Annotated in this window: 19 protein-coding genes; 7 read left to right on the forward strand and 12 right to left on the reverse strand. The window is 69.9% G+C overall.

The window, feature by feature from the left end; translation table 11 throughout:
• Nucleotides 1-8 precede the first annotated feature (8 nt).
• Entirely contained in the window at nucleotides 9-1,031 is a 1,023-nt protein-coding gene (locus tag ABGB18_RS26380; RefSeq protein WP_347698275.1) for a hypothetical protein, read from the reverse strand.
• A 45-nt stretch (nucleotides 1,032-1,076) separates the two neighbouring features.
• Entirely contained in the window at nucleotides 1,077-2,006 is a 930-nt protein-coding gene (locus tag ABGB18_RS26385) for a DMT family transporter (protein ID WP_347698276.1), read from the reverse strand.
• Nucleotides 2,007-2,031: 25 nt separating this feature from the next.
• Between ABGB18_RS26385 and ABGB18_RS26390 the strand changes: the two genes are divergently transcribed.
• From ABGB18_RS26390 to ABGB18_RS26410, 5 genes are all read left to right on the forward strand, one after another.
• Nucleotides 2,032-3,432: a PLP-dependent aminotransferase family protein gene (locus ABGB18_RS26390; protein ID WP_347698277.1), complete on the forward strand. Its 1,401-nt coding sequence runs from the start codon at nucleotides 2,032-2,034 to the stop codon at nucleotides 3,430-3,432.
• A gap of 191 nt (nucleotides 3,433-3,623) precedes the next feature.
• The gene (locus ABGB18_RS26395; protein WP_176993724.1) at nucleotides 3,624-4,232 is read left to right on the forward strand and encodes a GNAT family N-acetyltransferase; all 609 of its coding nucleotides are present in this window, start codon (nucleotides 3,624-3,626) and stop codon (nucleotides 4,230-4,232) included.
• A 14-nt stretch (nucleotides 4,233-4,246) separates the two neighbouring features.
• Entirely contained in the window at nucleotides 4,247-5,122 is an 876-nt protein-coding gene (locus tag ABGB18_RS26400; protein WP_347698278.1) for a 1,4-dihydroxy-2-naphthoate polyprenyltransferase, read from the forward strand.
• A gap of 39 nt (nucleotides 5,123-5,161) precedes the next feature.
• A complete protein-coding gene (locus ABGB18_RS26405) occupies nucleotides 5,162-6,163 on the forward strand; it encodes an adenosine deaminase (protein WP_347698279.1) in 1,002 nt (333 codons plus the stop codon).
• Nucleotides 6,164-6,205: 42 nt separating this feature from the next.
• Complete coding sequence (locus ABGB18_RS26410) at nucleotides 6,206-6,394, forward strand: GAF domain-containing protein (protein ID WP_347698280.1); 189 nt, start codon at nucleotides 6,206-6,208, stop codon at nucleotides 6,392-6,394.
• Nucleotides 6,395-6,523: 129 nt separating this feature from the next.
• Here ABGB18_RS26410 and ABGB18_RS26415 read toward each other — a convergent pair whose 3' ends face one another.
• The 5 genes from ABGB18_RS26415 to rpsO form a co-directional block, all read right to left on the reverse strand.
• Nucleotides 6,524-6,997 (reverse strand): GNAT family N-acetyltransferase, encoded by a 474-nt coding sequence (locus ABGB18_RS26415; RefSeq protein WP_347698281.1) that lies wholly within the window; start codon nucleotides 6,995-6,997, stop codon nucleotides 6,524-6,526.
• Between the two features lie 175 nt (nucleotides 6,998-7,172).
• On the reverse strand, nucleotides 7,173-7,910 hold the full coding sequence (gene dapB / locus ABGB18_RS26420) for a 4-hydroxy-tetrahydrodipicolinate reductase (RefSeq protein WP_347698282.1): 738 nt from the start codon (nucleotides 7,908-7,910) through the stop codon (nucleotides 7,173-7,175).
• 10 nt (nucleotides 7,911-7,920) lie between these two features.
• Nucleotides 7,921-9,231, reverse strand: coding sequence for a pitrilysin family protein (locus ABGB18_RS26425; RefSeq protein WP_347698283.1), 1,311 nt, complete (start codon nucleotides 9,229-9,231; stop codon nucleotides 7,921-7,923).
• A gap of 82 nt (nucleotides 9,232-9,313) precedes the next feature.
• Nucleotides 9,314-11,644: a polyribonucleotide nucleotidyltransferase gene (locus ABGB18_RS26430; RefSeq protein WP_347698284.1), complete on the reverse strand. Its 2,331-nt coding sequence runs from the start codon at nucleotides 11,642-11,644 to the stop codon at nucleotides 9,314-9,316.
• A 299-nt stretch (nucleotides 11,645-11,943) separates the two neighbouring features.
• Nucleotides 11,944-12,213 (reverse strand): 30S ribosomal protein S15, encoded by a 270-nt coding sequence (gene rpsO / locus ABGB18_RS26435; RefSeq protein WP_090945762.1) that lies wholly within the window; start codon nucleotides 12,211-12,213, stop codon nucleotides 11,944-11,946.
• A 259-nt stretch (nucleotides 12,214-12,472) separates the two neighbouring features.
• Here rpsO and ABGB18_RS26440 point away from each other — a divergent pair, with 259 nt between their 5' ends.
• Nucleotides 12,473-12,718 carry a hypothetical protein gene (locus tag ABGB18_RS26440; protein ID WP_347698285.1) on the forward strand — a complete coding sequence of 82 codons (246 nt, stop codon included), beginning with the start codon at nucleotides 12,473-12,475 and terminating at the stop codon, nucleotides 12,716-12,718.
• A 75-nt stretch (nucleotides 12,719-12,793) separates the two neighbouring features.
• On the opposite strand, the gene ABGB18_RS26445 is transcribed toward ABGB18_RS26440, so the two are convergent.
• The gene (locus ABGB18_RS26445; RefSeq protein ID WP_347698286.1) at nucleotides 12,794-13,720 is read right to left on the reverse strand and encodes a bifunctional riboflavin kinase/FAD synthetase; all 927 of its coding nucleotides are present in this window, start codon (nucleotides 13,718-13,720) and stop codon (nucleotides 12,794-12,796) included.
• Between the two features lie 101 nt (nucleotides 13,721-13,821).
• Between ABGB18_RS26445 and ABGB18_RS26450 the strand changes: the two genes are divergently transcribed.
• Nucleotides 13,822-14,844, forward strand: coding sequence for an SAM-dependent methyltransferase (locus tag ABGB18_RS26450; RefSeq protein ID WP_347698287.1), 1,023 nt, complete (start codon nucleotides 13,822-13,824; stop codon nucleotides 14,842-14,844).
• Between the two features lie 46 nt (nucleotides 14,845-14,890).
• Here the strand turns inward: ABGB18_RS26450 and truB are convergent, their stop codons facing one another.
• From truB to ABGB18_RS26470, 4 genes are read right to left on the reverse strand one after another with little or no spacing between them, the layout of a single operon-like run.
• Nucleotides 14,891-15,778, reverse strand: a complete 888-nt coding sequence (gene truB / locus ABGB18_RS26455; protein ID WP_347698288.1) for a tRNA pseudouridine(55) synthase TruB — start codon at nucleotides 15,776-15,778, stop codon at nucleotides 14,891-14,893.
• Nucleotides 15,778-16,833, reverse strand: a complete 1,056-nt coding sequence (locus ABGB18_RS26460; RefSeq protein WP_347698289.1) for a bifunctional oligoribonuclease/PAP phosphatase NrnA — start codon at nucleotides 16,831-16,833, stop codon at nucleotides 15,778-15,780. The genes truB and ABGB18_RS26460 overlap by 1 nt, the downstream gene beginning before the upstream one ends.
• Nucleotides 16,830-17,282, reverse strand: coding sequence for a 30S ribosome-binding factor RbfA (gene rbfA / locus ABGB18_RS26465; protein ID WP_347698290.1), 453 nt, complete (start codon nucleotides 17,280-17,282; stop codon nucleotides 16,830-16,832). Before rbfA ends, ABGB18_RS26460 begins: the two co-directional genes overlap by 4 nt.
• Nucleotides 17,283-17,321: 39 nt before the next feature.
• On the reverse strand, nucleotides 17,322-17,618 hold the full coding sequence (locus ABGB18_RS26470; RefSeq protein ID WP_347698291.1) for a DUF503 domain-containing protein: 297 nt from the start codon (nucleotides 17,616-17,618) through the stop codon (nucleotides 17,322-17,324).
• Nucleotides 17,619-17,715 lie beyond the last annotated feature (97 nt).

Consider the following 17,715-nt stretch of genomic DNA (forward strand, 5'->3'; position numbering starts at 1 on the left):
CCGCCAGATTAGAAGACCGGGATGATCTCCTCCGGATCGATGAAGTCCACCGGCACGCCTTCCAGATCCAGCTCCGGAATGGCCGGGAAGGCGATGCCCCAGCGTTCGACGATCGCACGGATCTTGGCCATGGCCACGCGCCAGTTCTCCGCCTGCTCCTCGTACGACAGCACACCCAGCCCCGCCTGCCTGGCCTCGTCCATGAGGACGCGGTGGTTGGGCAGGAAGTACGGCGGCAGCTCCCAGAAGCCCTCCGGCGGCTCCCAGAGGATCATGCTGAGGAAGACGAAGCCGGCCCGGAGCTGGCGCGTGATGAGGGAACGTACGCCGTCCGTCAGCCCGGGCCATTCGTTCTCGAGAATGGTCATGCAGATCTGAAGATGGCGGGACTCGTCCCGGCCGATGCGCTTGAACATCTCGCCGAAGACCGGATGCTGCGTGCCCGACGACATGCCCCTGAAGAGGGTCGAGGCCGCCATCTCCCCCATCATGAAGCTGGTGAACAGCACCGGCAGCGAGTATTTGCCCACGGCCGAGCTGTAGCCGTTCCAGTAGCGGCCGCCGTTGTGGTAGAGCCAGCCGATGTTGTTGTGCGCGGCGCGTTCCAGGTCGTCGGTGGGACTCCAGTCGAGCGGGCCGCCCGGCCAGAGCTTGGCGATGGTGCGCTGGCAGCATTCCTCGTGGTTCATCTCGTCGCGGGTGATCGAGAAGAAGCACTTCCTGACCGGGTCCTCCTCGTGCTTCTCGAACGCCTGGATGGTGGCCCGGGCGAACACCGCCGGCCCCGAGGCGTCGAAGTTGGCCAGGACCGCGAACCAGTACATGATGCCCAGCCGCTGCTCCCTGGTGAAGTCCTCCGCCCTGAGGCCGTCCCAGGGAAGATCGGCCGGGTTCCAGACCATGCGCTTGGACTTCTCGTAGATGGCGGCGAGCTTCTCGGTCTCCACTCGCCATTCCATCGGATAGATGTTGGGCTGCGGGATCTCCGGCGGCGGCCAGAACCCGCCCTCTGGGATCGTGAGGTCTGCCATATTGTGACACCTCCCCTCATATCCTGCGGCGATGCGTCACGTCTTTCAAGTGCGGGCACGCTGCGTGATGATGACGCAGGTCAGTACGGCCAGCGCGGCGACCATGGTGGTCGGGCCGAATCGCTCCCCCAGCAGAAACCAGGCCCAGAGGAGCGTCAGGAGGGGCTGCGTGAGCTGGGTCTGGCCCGCTCTGGCGATCCCGCCCTTGGCCAGGCCCGCATACCAGGGGATGAAGCCGATGAACATGGAGATCGCCGACACGTAGGCGAAGCCCGCGATGGCGTGCGGGGCCGGGGTCACGGGGGTGGTCAGGGCCAGGACCGCCGTGACGGGGAACGTCAGAGGGAGGGACAGGACCAGGGTGTGGGAGATCACCTGCCAGCCGGGAGTCTGCCTGGACAGGCGGCCGCCCTCCGTGTAGCCGACGGCCGCCGAGACGAGGGCGCCGATGAGGAGGAGGTCGGACCAGGTTGGGGTGCCGTGGCCCTGGGCGAGGGTGAAGGCGGTGACGACCAGGGCGCCTGCCGTACTGGCTGTCCAGAAGAGCGGGCCGGGGCGTTCGCCGGCCCGCAGGACGGCGCAGACGGCCGTGGCCGCGGGGAGGAGGGCGATGACCACCGCGGCGTGGGACGTGCTGGTGCCCAGATCCAGGGCGAGGGAGCTGAAGACGGGGAAGCCGAAGACCACGCCCAGGGAGATCAGGGCGTAGGCGGGCCAGGTGTGTCTCGGGGGGAGGAGGGGACGGCCGGTGGCTCTGAGGCAGGCCGCGGCCAGGACACCCGCGACGGCGGCCCGGCCCACGGCCACCAGCCACGGGTCGAAGCCCTCCAGGGCGTAGACGGTGCCCGGGAAGGAGCCGGAGAAGGCCAGGACGCCCAGGAAGGCCAGGGCCGTGCCCTGGCGGGCCTGACGGGAACTCGGCGGGCGACGGGATCGGGCGACCGGGGACGGGGAGGGGAGCGCTACTTCGGGCATGGGAGTAGCGCTATCGTGATCCTTCATGGACAACGATAGCAGTGTCGATCAGATCACCGCGATACTGCGTCAGGAGGCCGAGCGGCTGGCGCCGGGGGCGCGGTTGACGTCCAGCAGGGAGATCATGCGGCGCCACAACGTCAGCCCCGTGACCGTCTCCAGGGCCATCGGGCAACTGGCGGCCGAGGGGCGGGTGGTCACCAAGCCGGGGATCGGTGCGTTCGCGGCTCAGCCGGTCGGCGGGGCGCGGGATACCGCCGACCTGTCCTGGCAGACCGTGGCGCTCGGGGCCCGGATGGTCGACGACGAGCCGGTGGCGGCGTTGCTGGGGGCGACACCCGACGGGACGGTGCCACTGACCGGCGGTTATCTGCGGCCGGGGCTGCGGCCCGACAAGCAGTTGGCGGCCGCGGCGGTGCGGGCCGTGCGGCGGGCGGAGGCGTGGGCGATGCCGCCGCTGACGGGGGTGGTGGAGCTGCGGAGATGGTTCGCCACACAGGCCGGGGGTGACGTGACGGCGGGCGACGTGCTGGTCGTGAGCGGGGGGCAGGCGGCGCTCACCCATGCCCTGCGGGCGCTCGCAGCTCCCGGTACGCCGGTGCTGGTCGAGACGCCCACCTACCCCGGAGCGCTGGCGGCGGCCAAGGCGGCGGGACTGCGGGCCACGGCCGTACCCATGGACCGGGACGGCGTACGACCGGAGCTGCTGGCCGAGGCGTTCGCCGTGACCGGGGCCCGGGTGTTCTTCTGCCAGCCCACGCTGCACAACCCGACGGGGGCGACCCTCACCGTCGAGCGCCGGGAGCAGGTGCTGCAGGTGGCCAGGGCGGCGGGGGCGTTCGTCGTCGAGGACGACTACGCCCGCTTCCTGACCGCGCAGCCACCGCCCTCGCTGGCGTCCATGGACCGGCACGGCACCGTGGTCCACCTGGTGTCGCTGACGAAGATCCTCTCCCCCAGCCTGCGGGTGGCCGCCGTGATCGCCCGGGGGCCGGCCGCCCGGCGGCTGCGGGCCGGTCAGCTCGTGGAGTCGTTCTTCGTGGCCCGGCCGCTGCAGGAGACGGCGCTGGAGTTCGTCGGGTCGCCGGGCTGGCGGCGGCACCTGGCGGCGGTACACGGCGAGATCGGCACCAGGCGCGACGCCCTGGCGGCGGCGCTGGCCGCGCGCATGCCCACGGCGGAGCTGCACCTGATGCCCATCGGCGGGATGCACCTGTGGGTGCGGCTGCCCGCCGAGGTCGATGAGCAGGCGCTGGTGGAGGCGGGCAAGCGGAACGGGGTGCTGGTGAGCCCGGGGCGGATCTACTATCCGTCCGAGCCCCAGGGGCCGCGGCTCCGGGTGACGCACATGGCCGCCGCCCATCTGGCGGAGTTGACCGAAGGAGTGCGGCGGCTGTCCCAGGCACTGGCCGAGGTCTCGTCGTGACAGAATTCGGAGATCCCCGGGTTGACGTCTGATGATGCCTTGCGGGGGTACATGGTGGAATGCGGCGACCGTACCGAGACGCGGGCTTACCGGGCGAGGAAGCGGGGTTCGCGTCGTCTCCAAGGGTCAAACACCGATACGGTGTAACTCGTGCCTTGTGGCATGGACGGCAGGCGAAGGAGCGGGCCCAGATGGCAGACGTAGGCGTCCGGGCGGCCCGGCGCGAGGATGTGCTCCAGGTTGCGAACACTCAGATCCGCGCCTGGCGCTACGGCTATCGGGATTTCCTCCCCGAAGGCCCACTCGAGCAGATGACAGGCGCGGCGGCCGAGAAGATGTGGCTGCGCCAGTGGGACGAGGCGATCGTCGCCCCGCCCACGCCCATGCACAGGGTTTTGGTCGCGGTGGAGACCATCCTCGACACCGAGGGTTTCCCCGCCCTCGGCGCGGGCGGCAGCGCCGCGCTGACCACCCCACGCGGCGGTGAGCGCGTGGTGGGCCTGGCCTCCCACGCCCCGGCAGAGGACCCCGACCTCGACCCCAGCGTGGTGGCCGAGATGCTGACGCTGCTGGTCGACCCCGATTTCGTCCGCCGGGGCCACGGCAGCCGCCTGCTCAACGCCACAGTCGACCACCTGCGCGAGGACGGGTTCCGCCAGATCGTCACCTGGGTGTTCGCCGACAACCACGCGGTGCTCGGTTTCCTGGAGTCGGCCGGTTGGGGCGAGGATATGGCCGAACGCGTTCTTGACATGGGCCGTCCGATCCGGATGGTCAGGCTCACCACGGATATCAGCTAGAGGTTTCGACAGATATGGCAACACCCGGCCAGTGGATCGCCGGCGCCCGCCCGCGCACCCTCCCCAACGCCATCGTGCCCGTCATGGTGGGCACCGGCGTGGCCATCGGCGAAGACGGTTTCGTGTGGTGGCGGGCGATCCTGGCGCTGCTCGTGGCGCTTTCGCTGCAGATCGGCGTCAACTACGCCAACGACTACAGTGACGGCATCCGCGGCACCGACGACCAGCGGGTCGGCCCGATGCGGCTGGTGGGGTCGCGCGCGGCCACGCCACGGCAGGTGCTGGTCGCCGCGCTGGGCTGTTTCGCGGTCGCCGCGGTGCTGGGGTTGATCCTGGTCCTCGCCACGCAGGCGTGGTGGATCCTGCTGGTGGGCGCCGCGGCCATCGCCGCGGCCTGGTTCTACACGGGGGGCAAGCGTCCCTACGGCTACCGTGGGCTGGGCGAGCTGGCCGTGTTCGTGTTCTTCGGGATCGTGCCCGTGGTGGGCACGGCCTACGTACAGACCGAGCACCTGAGCTGGCCCGCGTTCTTCGCCTCGATCCCGGTGGGCCTGCTGTCGTGCTCGATGCTCGTGGTCAACAACCTGCGTGACGTCGGCACGGACGGCAGCTCCGGCAAGCGGACGCTGGCCGTGCGGCTGGGGGCCGAGCGCACCCGTACGCTCTACGTGGCCCTGCAGGTCGTGCCGTTCGTGGTGGCGCCGGCGATGATCCCGGTGACGCCGTGGGCGGCGCTCGTGCTGCTCGCCGTGCCGCTGGCGATCCCGCCGATCAGGACGGTGCTGGACAAGGCGGTGGGCCCGGCACTGATCGCGGTGCTGCAGCAGACCGGTAAGTTGCAGATGGCCTACGGCGTGCTCTTCGCGGTGGGTCTGGCCATCGTCTTCTGACGAGGGCGGTGAGACCGGCTTCTGACAAGGAGGAGAGCGGTGAAGGACTTCGTCGCCGGACTGCCCAAGTGCGAGCTGCACCTGCACATCGAGGGCACGCTGGAGCCCGAGCTCAAGTTCGAGCTGGCCCGCCGTAACGGCCTGGAGCTGCCGTACGCCTCCGTGGCGGAGATGCGGGCCGCCTACACCTTCGACAGCCTGCCCTCCTTCCTGACGATCTACTACGAGAGCATGTCGGTACTGCGCACCGAGCCCGACTTCTACGACCTGGCCATCGCCTACCTGCGCCGGGCCGCCGAGCAGAACGTCCGTTACGCCGAGATCTTCTTCGACCCGCAGGCGCACACCTCCCGGGGCGTGCCGTTCGACGTGGTGATCCGCGGGCTGCGGCGGGCGCTGATGGACGCGCAGGCGCGGCTCGGTGTGCGGGCGCAGCTCATCATGTGCTTCCTGCGCGACTTCCAGGCCGAATATGCGATGGCGACGCTGCTGGAGTCGCTGCCGTACAAGGAGTGGATCGTGGGCGTCGGGCTTGACTCCGACGAGAAGGGCAACCCGCCGGTCAAGTTCGCGGCGGTCTATGAGCGTGCCCGGCAGGAGGGCTACCTGCTGACCATGCACTGTGACGTGGACCAGGACGACGCGATCGAGCACATCCGCCAGGCCGTCGAGGACATCGGGGTCGACCGGATCGACCACGGGGTCAACCTCCTGGAGGACCAGCGGCTGGTGGAGACGGTCGTGGCGCGCGGCCTGGGGCTCACCTGCTGCCCGGTCTCCAACGGTTTCGTCACGGGCTCGTTGCAGGCCGAGGGCATTCGCAAGCTCATGGATCTGGGGGTGCGGGTGACGGTCAGTTCCGACGATCCGGCGTACTTCGCGGCGTACGTGCAGGAGAACCTGATCGCGTTGCAGGAGGCGCTGCAGCTCACCCGGGAGGAGCTGGCGCAGCTCGAGCGCAACGCGTTCGAGATCGCCTGGCTGCCCCGGCAGGTCAAGGACGCGTATGTGGCCGAAGTGGACGCGTACGTCTCCCGTTGATGTTCTGAATCGTTAGCTTGAGGGGCTAACGGGAGCGCCCATTTGCAGTCGGCCGGCGGCGACGGACCGGTGCTCGACGCGATCAGCAGCGGCCGCCCGGTGACGGCGACGGACCTGGCGGCGGACGCCCGCTGGGGCCGCTGCACCGCCGACTCCCGGGGGATCCGCAGCCTGCACTCCGAGGGCCTGGAGTCCGAGGGCGGGCCGCTGGGTGCGCTCACCCTCTCTTAGTGCGGCGACACTGCGCCATGACGATGCCCTCCCACGAGGGTCCAGCCGGGCGCGGGGCCCTTCCCGTGGGTGGACGGACCCGCGCGCGTTCGCGGCCACGGTGGCGGATTTCCTGACCGGGCCTACGGGCTAGCGGCGCATCACCACGCGCGGCGCCACCTCGATGCCCAGCTCGCGCTCGTGGGCCACCAGCGCGCGCAGCTCCGGCCCCCACTCGGCCTCCGGCATCACCGAGAACCCGTGCCGCGCGTACCACGGCGCGTTCCAGGGCACGTCCCGGTAGGTCGTCAGCGTCACCGCGGGCGCCCCGCAGGCGCGGGCGTGGTCGATCACGGCCGTCACCAGCCGTCCGCCGATGCCCTGCCGCATGCTGTCCGGGTGCACGGCGAGCTGCTCCAGATGCAGGTTGTCATCCACCCACCCGACCAGCGCGAAGCCCGCCGGGGGCTCCCCCTCGACCAGCACGGGGCCGGGACCGGAAGCCTCTTCGATCATGGTGGTGCCCGGCGGGAACACGATGCCCACCTGCTCGAACAGCCCGTCAGCCGCCTGCTCGATCGAGGCCAGCCCGGCGAGCTCCCCGGCCTCCGCCCATCGCACCATGCCGACACGATCTCATGTTTCGGGCGCATCGCGCCGCTCGTATTAGTGTTGATGATCGCAGGCCCGGCTGTGCGGAGCCGGAACCCTCTCCTCACGACGTGCCCACGACCCACGGGTGGTGGGCACGTCGTGCACGGCCCCGGTCGGGGGCCGAGCGTCGTGCACGGCCCCCTGGTCAGAGGTCGAGCAGGGGCTCCAGGCCCACCGTGAGGCCCGGCACCTCGCGCACCCTGCGCACCCCGAGCAGCACTCCGGGCGTGAACGCCGACCTGCTCATCGTGTCGTGCCGGATCGTGAGGATCTCGCCGTCGCCGCCCAGCAACACCTCCTGGTGCGCGATGAGCCCGGACAGCCGCACCGCGTGCACGTGCACCCCGCCGACGTCGGCTCCGCGGGCGCCGTCGAGGGCCGTGGTCGTCGCGTCGGGCATCGGGCCGAGCCCGCCCTTGCCGCGCGCCTCGGCCACCAGCTCAGCGGTGCGCCGGGCCGTGCCGGAAGGGGCATCGGCCTTGTTGGGGTGGTGCAGCTCGACGATCTCGACGGACTCGAAGTAGCGGGCCGCTTGCTGCGCGAAGTGCATCATGAGCACGGCCGCGATGCCGAAGTTGGGGGCGATCAGGCAGTTGGTGCCAGGCGAGCCCGCCAGCCACCCTCGCACGGTCTCCAGCCGCCCCTCGTCGAACCCGGTCGTGCCCACCACGGGGTGGATGCCGTGCCCGATCGCCCATTCGAGGTTGCCCATGACCACGTCGGGATGGGTGAAATCGACCACCACCTCGGCGCCTCGCAGCCCCTCGATGGGGTCGTCCTTGTCGAGCGCGGCCACCAGCTCCATGTCGGTGGCCGCCTCGACCGCCTTGCACACCTCGACGCCCACCCTGCCGAGGGCGCCCAGCACACCTACCCTGATCACAGGGGCAACCCTATCGGACGGCGTCGCTGAAGTCCTTGTCGCCGTACGGGCCGATCACGGCGAGCGTGAGCGGCCGGTTGAACACGTCCGCGGCCACCTCGGAGATCTCGTCGGGGGTGACGGCCTCGATGCGCGACAGCACCTCGTCCACCGACATCAGCTCGTCGTAGACCAGCTCGTTCTTCCCGATTCGGGACATCCGCGAGCCGGTGTCCTCCAACCCGAGCACGAGCCCGCCACGCATCTGCCCCTTGCCACGCATGATCTCGTCGGCGCTCAGGCCCTCGGCCACCACCCGAGACACCTCGTCCCGGCAGATCTTGAGCACGTCGTCGATCTTCGACGGCAGGCAGCCCACGTAGATGCCGAACTGCCCGGTGTCGGCGTAGGCCGAGGTGTAGCTGTAGGCGGAGTAGGCCAGGCCGCGCTTCTCCCTGATCTCCTGGAAGAGCCTGGACGACATGCCGCCGCCCATTGCCGCGTTGAGCACGCCCAGCGCGAACCTGCGCTCGTCCGTACGGGCCATGCCGGTCGTACCGAGCACCAGGTTGGCCTGCTCGGTCGGCCGGTCCAGCACCTTGACGCCCGACCGGGTCTCGGCCCCGGGACCGCTGGTGCGCGGCGGCGCGAACTCCGCCGGGCCGGACAGCGCGCCGGCCCGTTCGTAGGCCCTGGTGACCAGTTCGACGACCTGCTCGTGCCGTACGTTGCCCGCCACCGACACCACCGTGCGGCGGGGCCGGTAGTAGCGGTGGTAGTACTCGGCGATCCGCTCGCGCCCCAGGGCGTTGATCGAGTCGACCGTGCCCAGGATGGGCCGGCCGATCGGCGAGTCTCCGTAGAGCGCGGCGGCGAACTGCTCGTGCACGACGTCCGAGGGGTCGTCGTCGTGCATGGCGATCTCCTCCAGGATCACGCCACGCTCGGACTCGACGTCCTCGTCCGTCACCAGCGAGCCGGTCACCACGTCGGCGAGCACGTCCACCGCCACCGGCAGGTCCTCGTCGAGGACCCGGGCGTAGTAGCAGGTGTACTCCTTCGCGGTGAAGGCGTTGATCTCACCGCCGATGCCCTCGATGGAGGCGGAGATCTCCATGGCGTCGCGCGTCGGAGTGCCCTTGAACAGCAGGTGCTCCAGGAAGTGGGTGGCCCCCATGTGCTCGGGGGCCTCGTCACGCGAGCCGATGCCGACCCACATGCCGACCGCGACACTACGCACGGTCGGCATGGTCTCGGTCACCACGCGCAACCCGCCCGGCAGGACAGTACGCCTCACCACCCCGGCTCCGTCCTTGCCGGGATGCAGCGTGGTGGTGGTCACAGGGCCTCCGCGCCACGTTTGTCCGTGATCCCCGTCACGGGACCTCCTTCACCGGCCACGTGACCGAACTCGGTTGTCACCCTCACGAGTTGCGGTCGTCGCCGTCGGTGCGGGTGCTGCGCACGCGGGTGCGGGTGCGGCGGGGCTTGTCCGGCTTCTCCTCGGCGGCCGGCGCGGCGGCCTCGGGCTCGGGAGCGGACTCGGAGCCACCCTCGGCGGGCTTGCCCTCCTTCTCCGCGGCCTCCTTCTCGATGACCTCGACCGGCACCAGGGAGAGCTTGCCCCGGCCGTCGATCTCGGCGATCTCGACCTGGATCTTCTCGCCGACGCTCATCACGTCCTCGACGTTCTCGATGCGCTTGCCGCCGTGCAGCTTGCGGATCTGGGAGACGTGCAGCAGGCCGTCCTTACCCGGCATGAGCGAGATGAACGCCCCGAAGGCGGCGATCTTGACGACCGTGCCCAGGTAACGCTCCCCGACCTCCGGCATGTGCGGGTTGGCGATGCCGTTGATCGCCGAACGGGCCGCCTCGGCGGACGGGCCGTCGGTGGCGCCGATGTAGATCGTGCCGTCGTCCTCGATGGTGATCTCGGCGCCCGTGTCGTCCTGGATCTGGTTGATCATCTTGCCCTTGGGGCCGATGACCTCTCCGATCTTGTCGACCGGGACCTTGATCGTGATGATGCGCGGCGCCGTCGGGTTCATCTCCGCCGGGGAGTCGATGGCCTCCTGCATCACGTCGAGGATCGCCAGGCGGGCGCCCTTGGCCTGCTTGAGAGCGGCGGCCAGCACGGAGGCCGGGATGCCGTCGAGCTTGGTGTCCAGCTGCAGGGCGGTGATGACGTCCTTGGTGCCGGCGACCTTGAAGTCCATGTCGCCCATGGCGTCCTCGGCGCCCAGAATGTCGGTCAGGGTGACGTAGGTGTCGCCCTCGCCGATCAGGCCCATCGCGATGCCCGCGACCATCTCCTTGAGCGGCACGCCGGCGTCGAGCAGCGCCATGGTGGAGGCGCAGACCGAGCCCATCGAGGTCGAGCCGTTGGAGCCGAGCGCCTCGGAGACCTGGCGGATCGCGTACGGGAACTCCTCGCGCGAGGGCAGCACCGGGATCAGCGCCCGCTCGGCCAGCGCGCCGTGACCGATCTCGCGGCGCTTGGGCGAGCCCACCCGGCCGGTCTCGCCGGTGGAGTAGGGCGGGAAGTTGTAGTTGTGCATGTAACGCTTGGTGCGCTCGGGGTTGAGCGTGTCGATGACCTGCTCCATGCGCAGCATGTTGAGCGTGGTGATGCCCAGGATCTGGGTCTCGCCGCGCTCGAACAGCGCCGAGCCGTGCACCCGCGGCACCACGTGGACCTCGGCGGACAGGGCGCGGATGTCCTTCGTGCCGCGGCCGTCGATGCGCACGCCCTCGTTGATGACCCGCTCGCGCATGAGCTTCTTCATCACCGAGCGGAACGCGGCGGAGATCTCCTTCTCCCGCCCCTCGAACTCGGGCAGCAGCTTCTCCCCGGCCAGCGCCTTGACCTTGTCGAGCTCGCTCTCGCGCTCCAGCTTGCCGGCGATGGTCAGCGCGGCGGCCAGCTCGGTCTTGACCGCGCTCTCGACCGCGGCGTAGACGTCGTCCTGGTAGTCGAGGAAGACGGCGTATTCGGCGGTCTCCTTGGCGGCGACCTGCGCGATGCGCGACTGCGCCTCGCACAGCACCTTGATGAAGGGCTTGGCCGCCTCCAGGCCCTGCGCGACGGTCTCCTCGGTCGGCCCGACGGCACCGTCGGCGACCAGCTTGAGCGTGTCCTTGGTGGACTCGGCCTCGACCATCATGATCGCGACATCGCCGTCGTCGAGCACGCGCCCCGCCACGACCATGTCGAACGTGGCCCGCTCCAGCTCGTGGTGCGTCGGGAAGGCCACCCACTGACCGTCGATCAGCGCGACGCGCACGCCGCCGATCGGGCCGGAGAACGGCAGCCCGGCGAGCTGCGTGGACAGGGACGCGGCGTTGATGGCCACCACGTCGTAGAGGTGGTCAGGGTTGAGCGCCATGACGGTGGCGACAACCTGGATCTCGTTACGCAGGCCCTTGACGAACGACGGGCGCAACGGCCGGTCGATCAGCCGGCAGGTGAGGATCGCGTCCTCGGAGGGACGGCCCTCACGACGGAAGAACGAGCCGGGGATGCGGCCCGCGGCATACATGCGCTCTTCGACGTCGACCGTGAGCGGGAAGAAGTCGAAGTTCTCCTTGGGCGATTTGGACGCCGTGGTGGCGGAGAGCACCATGGTGTCGTTGTCGAGATAGGCGACGGCGGAACCCGCCGCCTGGCGCGCGAGTCGGCCGGTCTCGAACCGGATCGTACGCGTGCCGAAAGAGCCGTTGTCTATGACGGCTTCAGCGGTGTGGACACCCTCCACGGGGGACCTCCTTGTGGTCGGTCTCCCGCGCCCTTTCCACCGGCACCCTCGTTAGGTGCAGCGCCGGTCTTCGATCGAAGCGCCCGGTCACAATCTCTCTGTCATACCTACCGGAAGCCACTACCGAGGACCGGCCCGCAGGCGTCGCGGGTCGCATGGTGCTGAGCGGACGCGGGGGCTGTGTGTCTCGGATATTCAGTTGTACGCCAGGTACGCGGCCGTTTCACGTCGCCACGCGCCTGACGGTGCGGCCGCGCCGATATGGAAAGGGGAGCGGCGCGGACGCCGCTCCCTTCACGCTATCGGCGCAGGCCGAGCCGCTCGATGAGCGAGCGGTAACGCTGGATGTCGACCTTCTGCAGGTACTTCAGCAGGCGGCGCCGGCGCCCGACGAGCAGGAGCAGACCACGACGGCTGTGGTGGTCGTGCTTGTGCGTCTTCAGGTGCTCGGTGAGCTCGCTGATGCGCTTGCTGAGCAGAGCGATCTGCACCTCCGGCGACCCGGTGTCGCCTTCGGCCGTCGCGTATTCGCTGATGATGGTCTTCTTGGCAGCGGTGTCGAGGGACACGGCTCTCCTTCGATCTACGGACACGCACGAATGAGATAAAGGTGCGAACGACCGTGCGTGCCTACAGTCGCCGCGTGAAGGCCGTCATGGGCAGCGCGCAACAGCGCCGTCACAGAGCCGACATGCAAGGCTACCACCTTGGGCCGGGTGCTCCGCCGCATCGACATCATCCTCCTGCGAGACTGTCGCCATCCGCAGGCATCATCCGCCGTCGGCGGCCCTGCCTTGCGGCATGCCCTTCTCACAGAGAGGACACCCGATGCGGATCGGAATCTTGCTGTTCGAGGACGTGGAGGAGCTCGACGCGGTGGGCCCGTGGGAGGTGTTCGGGATGTGGGAGCGTCTGTGGCCGGGCGAGGTCGAGCTGCTCACCCTCGCCCGTACGGCCGGTCCCGTCAGGGCGGCCAAGGGCCTGACACTCCTCGCCGACCACGGCTTCGCCGACGCGGGCCGGCTCTTAGCCCAAAAGACCCACCCACCGGTCAGCGGGCGCTTCCTGGACTGAGGTGCGCCAGCGTCGGTGGGTGGTTGGCGGTGGCGCGCGTACAGGATGGTGATGGTCTTAGCAAAGGAAATGGTCTTAGCTTGTGAGGCGGCGGGTGGCGGCGACGTCGCCGCGGATGCCGGCGATCAGCGCGTCGATCGAGTCAAAACGCGTGTTCCCGCGCAAGTGCGCGATGAACTCGACCGCCACGTGCACCCCGTAAAGCTCAAGATCATCACGATCCAGCGCATAAGCCTCAACCGTCCGAGGCACCCCCTCGAACGTGGGATTGGTGCCGACCGAGATCGCCGCCGGCCACCGCTCCCCCGCATAGAGAGCGGGCAGGTTGGCCACGGGCACGCACTCCAGCCACCCCGCGTACACCCCGTCCGCCGGAATGGCCGTCTGCTGCGGCGTCTCGACGTTGGCGGTCGGGAAGCCGAGCTGGCGTCCCCGCTGGTAGCCGCGCACGACGACGCCTTCCACCCGATGCGGCCGCCCCAGCATGGCAGCGGCGGCCTCGACATCGCCCGCGACTAGCCGCTCGCGGATCGCGGTCGAGGAGACGTCCGCGAGCTTGGGCACGACCTCCACCGCGAAGTCGTATTTGTCGCCCATCATGCGCAATGTCTCAACATCGCCGCTAGCCCCGCGCCCGAACGCGAAGTCCTCCCCCACCACGACGGCGGCGGCCTTGAGGCGCTCGGCCAGGATGCTCTGGGCGAAGTCGTCAGCGCTGGTCCGCGACAGCTCCAGCGTGAACTCCAGCACGTCGACCTCGTCCACCCCCAGCCCGGCCAGCAACTCGGCCCGGCGCCGCGGGTTGGTGAGCCGCTGCGGCCGCGCCCCCGGCCGCACCACCTCGTCAGGATGCGGCTCGAACGTGACGGCCACGCTCCGCAGCCCTCTCTCGCGGGCGCTGGCGACGGCACGCTCGACAACCCGCTGGTGCCCGCGGTGGACCCCGTCGTACACGCCGATGGTGACGACAGACCTTCCCGAACCCTGCACGCTAGGCCCCATTCGCTTGTGGCGGATCAATCCACACAAGCGTGCCATGCTCGTCCTCGTTCCCTCCAATCGAGCCCCGGGCGGCCACGTCAGGGGCGGTAGGATCGCACATCATGCCTCGATACGCGCTTCTGATCCTGCCTGCCTTCAACCGGGTCTACGGTGAGAGCTCCGTCCGGCTGACCCTGAGCGAGCTGGCCGTGTTCGGCAGGCGCGCGCTCGGCGACGAGGTGCCGGCCGGCGAGGAGACCGAGATCGGCGGCGTGCCGTACGTGACGTTCGAGACCCCGACGCCGCTCACCCAGCCGGACATATCCCTTTTGTCAAACCTTTCATCGGTTTACGCGATTTTTCAGGTCGAAGGCGAGCTGCTCAGGCCGCTGACCATGGACCGCCTCGACCGGCTGAGCAGCGACCTGATCACCATCCAGAAATACGCCGGCAAGACCAACGAGCACTTCACCAAGCTGCTGCTCAACGTCACCGTCCTGGCGTGCGACAAGGAGCTTGGCGACCGGCTCGCGGTGTTCGACCCGCTCTGCGGCCGCGGCACGACCCTCAACCAGGCTCTCACGTACGGCTACGACGCCTACGGCATCGACGTGGACGGCAAGGACTTCGAGGCCTACACCGGCTTCATCAAGACCTGGCTGCGCAACAAGCGGCTCAAGCACACCGCCGAGACCGTGCCGGTGCGCCGCGAGCGGGCCCTGGTGGGGCGGCGGCTGAACATCACGTTCGGCCTGTCGAAGGAGTCGGTCAAGGCGGGAGACGTCCAGCACCTGACCATGGTCAACGCCGACACCCTCAGGAGCCGCGAGTTCTTCAAGTCGCGCTCGTTCGACGTCCTGGTGACCGACGCTCCCTACGGCGTGCAGCACGGCAGCAAGGGCGGGCACGGCGGCCTGTCACGCAGTCCGATGGAGCTGCTCAGGCAGGCCGTGCCGATCTGGGCCGAGTTGCTGCGCCCCGGCGGCGCCATGGGCATCGCCTGGAACACCTACGGCGGCAAGAGCGCGGAGCTGGCCGCGATCCTCAAGGGCGCGGGCCTTGAGGTGATGGACTATCCCGGCTTCGAGCACTGGGTGGACCAGGCGATCGTCCGCGACATCATCGTCGCCCGCAAGCCCGCCTGACCGCTCAAGCCCGCCTATATCGCCAGGACGCGAAGAACGGCGAGCGCTAAGGCACGAAGACGGCAAGTGGCTTGGCCACCCGGCCCTGCTCCTCCACCAGCGCCAGCAGCTCGCCCTCGGGCCCGAACACCCCGATCGGCCCCTTCCCGAGCCCGGCCGCCGGCAGGCGCCCGCCGTGCCCGATGACCCGCGCCTCCTCGGCCGTCACGTCCCTGCGCGGGAACGCCGCCGCCACCGCCTCCCCGATCGGCAGCACCACGCACTCCTCCGCGAGCTGCTCGATGCTCCTGGCCAGCGACAGGTCATAGGGCCCCACCCGGGTACGCCGCAGCCGCGTCAGATGCCCTCCGACCCCCAGCGCCGCCCCCAGGTCCCGGGCCAGCGCCCGGATGTAGGTGCCGCTGGAGCAGGTCACGACGGCGTCCACGTCCACCACGTCGGCACCCGCCGTATTCCGACCGCGCCTGACGTCCAGCACCTCGAACGACCGCACCGTCACCGGCCGGGCCGCCAGCTCCACCGCCTCGCCGGCCCGCGCCGCCTTGTAGGCCCGCTGCCCGTTCACCTTGATGGCGCTCACCTGCGGCGGGACCTGCAGGATCTCCCCGGTCAGCGCCGCGATCCCCTTGCGGATCTCGGCCTCCGTCACCTCCGCCGCCGAGGCCGTGGCGACGACCTCGCCCTCGGCGTCGTCGGTGTTGGTGCTCACCCCGAGCCTCATCGTGGCCTCGTAGACCTTCTCCGTCAGCGCGAGGTGCCCGAGCAGCCTGGTCGCCTTCTCCACCCCGACCACCAGCACGCCGGTGGCCATCGGGTCGAGCGTGCCCGCGTGCCCCACCCGCCGGGTGCCCGCGATGCGCCGCATCTTGGCCACCACGTCGTGCGAGGTCCACTCGCCCGGCTTGTCGACGATGATCAACCCGCTCTCCGCCATCACACCGCCCTGCTCGAACGCCGCCGCGCCTTCGCCAGCTCGCGCCTGAACCTCGTCATGGTCTCCGCCTCGCTGACGTGTGAGGTGTATCCGGCGGCGTCGTGGTGACCGCCGCCACCCAGTGCCGAGCACACGGCCCCCACGTCCACCGCGCCCTTGGACCGGGTCGACACCTGCCAGTCGCCGTGGTCGTCCTCCTTGAGCACGACAGCGACCTCGGCCTCGTCCGTACGTCGCACGATGTCGATGATGCCCTCAAGCTCCGCGTACGGCAGCCCCTGCGCGGCCCGGTCGACCCGCGTCACGTGGGTCCACACCAGCCCGTCCTCCAGCCTCACCCGTTCCAGCGCGGAGGCCAGCACCTTGAGGTAGCCGAACGGCGAGCGGTCCCACAGCTCGCGGGCGATCTCCTCGGTCCGCAACCCGGTGGCCACCAGCCTGGCCGCCATCTGGTGCACGGCGGGCGTCGTCGAGGGGTAGCGGAACGAACCCGTGTCGGTCACCAACCCGGCGTAGAGACACGTGGCGATGTCCCGGTCGAGCCGCCCGCCGAGCCGGTAGACCAGTTGCTCGGCCAGCATCGCCGTGGCCGCGACCGTGGAGTCGACGAGGCTGAGCGTGCCGAACCCCCGGTTGGAGGGATGGTGGTCGACCACGATGACCTCACGCGCCCGGGCGGCGTTGTCGCGCAGCAGCCCCAGCCGCTCCGACATCGAGGCGTCGAACGTGATCACCAGCTCAGGCGCGGCCGGGAAGTCCTCCGGCGGCACCAGCATGTCCTGACCCGGCAGAAACCGCAGCAACCGGGGCACCGCGAAGTTCCGGTCGCCGAACGACGCCACGACCCGCTTGCCCATCGAGCGCAGCACGAACCCGACGGCCAGCATCGAGCCGAGCGCGTCGCCGTCGGGCGTCACGTGGCAGGCCAGCGCGACCTCCTCGGTCCCGCCGATGAGACGCAGCGCCCGGTCCCACGAGATCTCGGGGATCGCACCGCCGGGGCACGGAGCCGCGCGGGACGGGCGGTCTGCTCTGTCGCGTACGTTGGGCGTCACGCGGGGTCGTCCCCGCCAGGCTCGGCCACCTCGTCGGGCTTGCGGTAGGGGTCGGCCTCGCCGGCGTAGGCGGCGCCCTGGGCCTGGCGCGCCACCTCGGCGTCCCTGGCCCGGGCGGCGGTGATCAAATCGTCAAGCTGGCGCGCGCTGTCAGGCAGGGGGTCGTGCTTGAACGTCAACGTGGGGGTGAACCGCACGCCCGTCTGGCGGCCCACCTCGGAACGGATGATCCCCTTGGCGCTCTCCAAGGCGGCGGCACTGTCGGCCCGCTCGGCATCGGAGCCGAACACCGTGTAGAACACCGTCGCCTCGCGCAGGTCCGCCGTGATGCGTGTGTCGGTCACGGTGACGAAGCCCAGGCGCGGGTCCTTGATCCGGCGCTCCAGCATCTCGGCGACGATCTGCTGGATGCGGTCGGCGAGCTTGCGCGCTCGTGCGGCGTCCACCATGTTCGCTCCCCCTCACGCACGTCCTGGCCGTGCTGTCGTTCAATCTTCGTCGTTGTAGAGCCGGTGCCTGGCCGACAGCAGCTCGATCTCGGGGCGGAAGGCCACCATCCGCTCGCAGGCGTCCAGCACCTCCTGGCAGTTCGCCGCGGAGGCGGAGACGACCGCGACGCCGACCTCGGCCCTGCGGTGCAGGTCGAGATGGCCGGTCTCAGCCACGGCGATGCTGGGATAACGTCGCTGCAGCTCGGCGATCAGCGGCCGGACGACAGAGCGCTTCTGCTTCAGCGATCTGACATCGCCGAGCAGGATGTCCAGGGTAAGGGCACCCACATACATCGTTGGCAACCACCGCTTTGACCTGGTGTGGTGAGCGCACCCCCGGCCTGCTGCGGTGGGGACCAGGCCAGGGCGCGCGAGTGGCGCCCGGCGGATG

It is taken from the genome of Nonomuraea sp. B12E4 (genome assembly GCF_039871825.1).
Lineage (GTDB): Bacteria > Actinomycetota > Actinomycetes > Streptosporangiales > Streptosporangiaceae > Nonomuraea.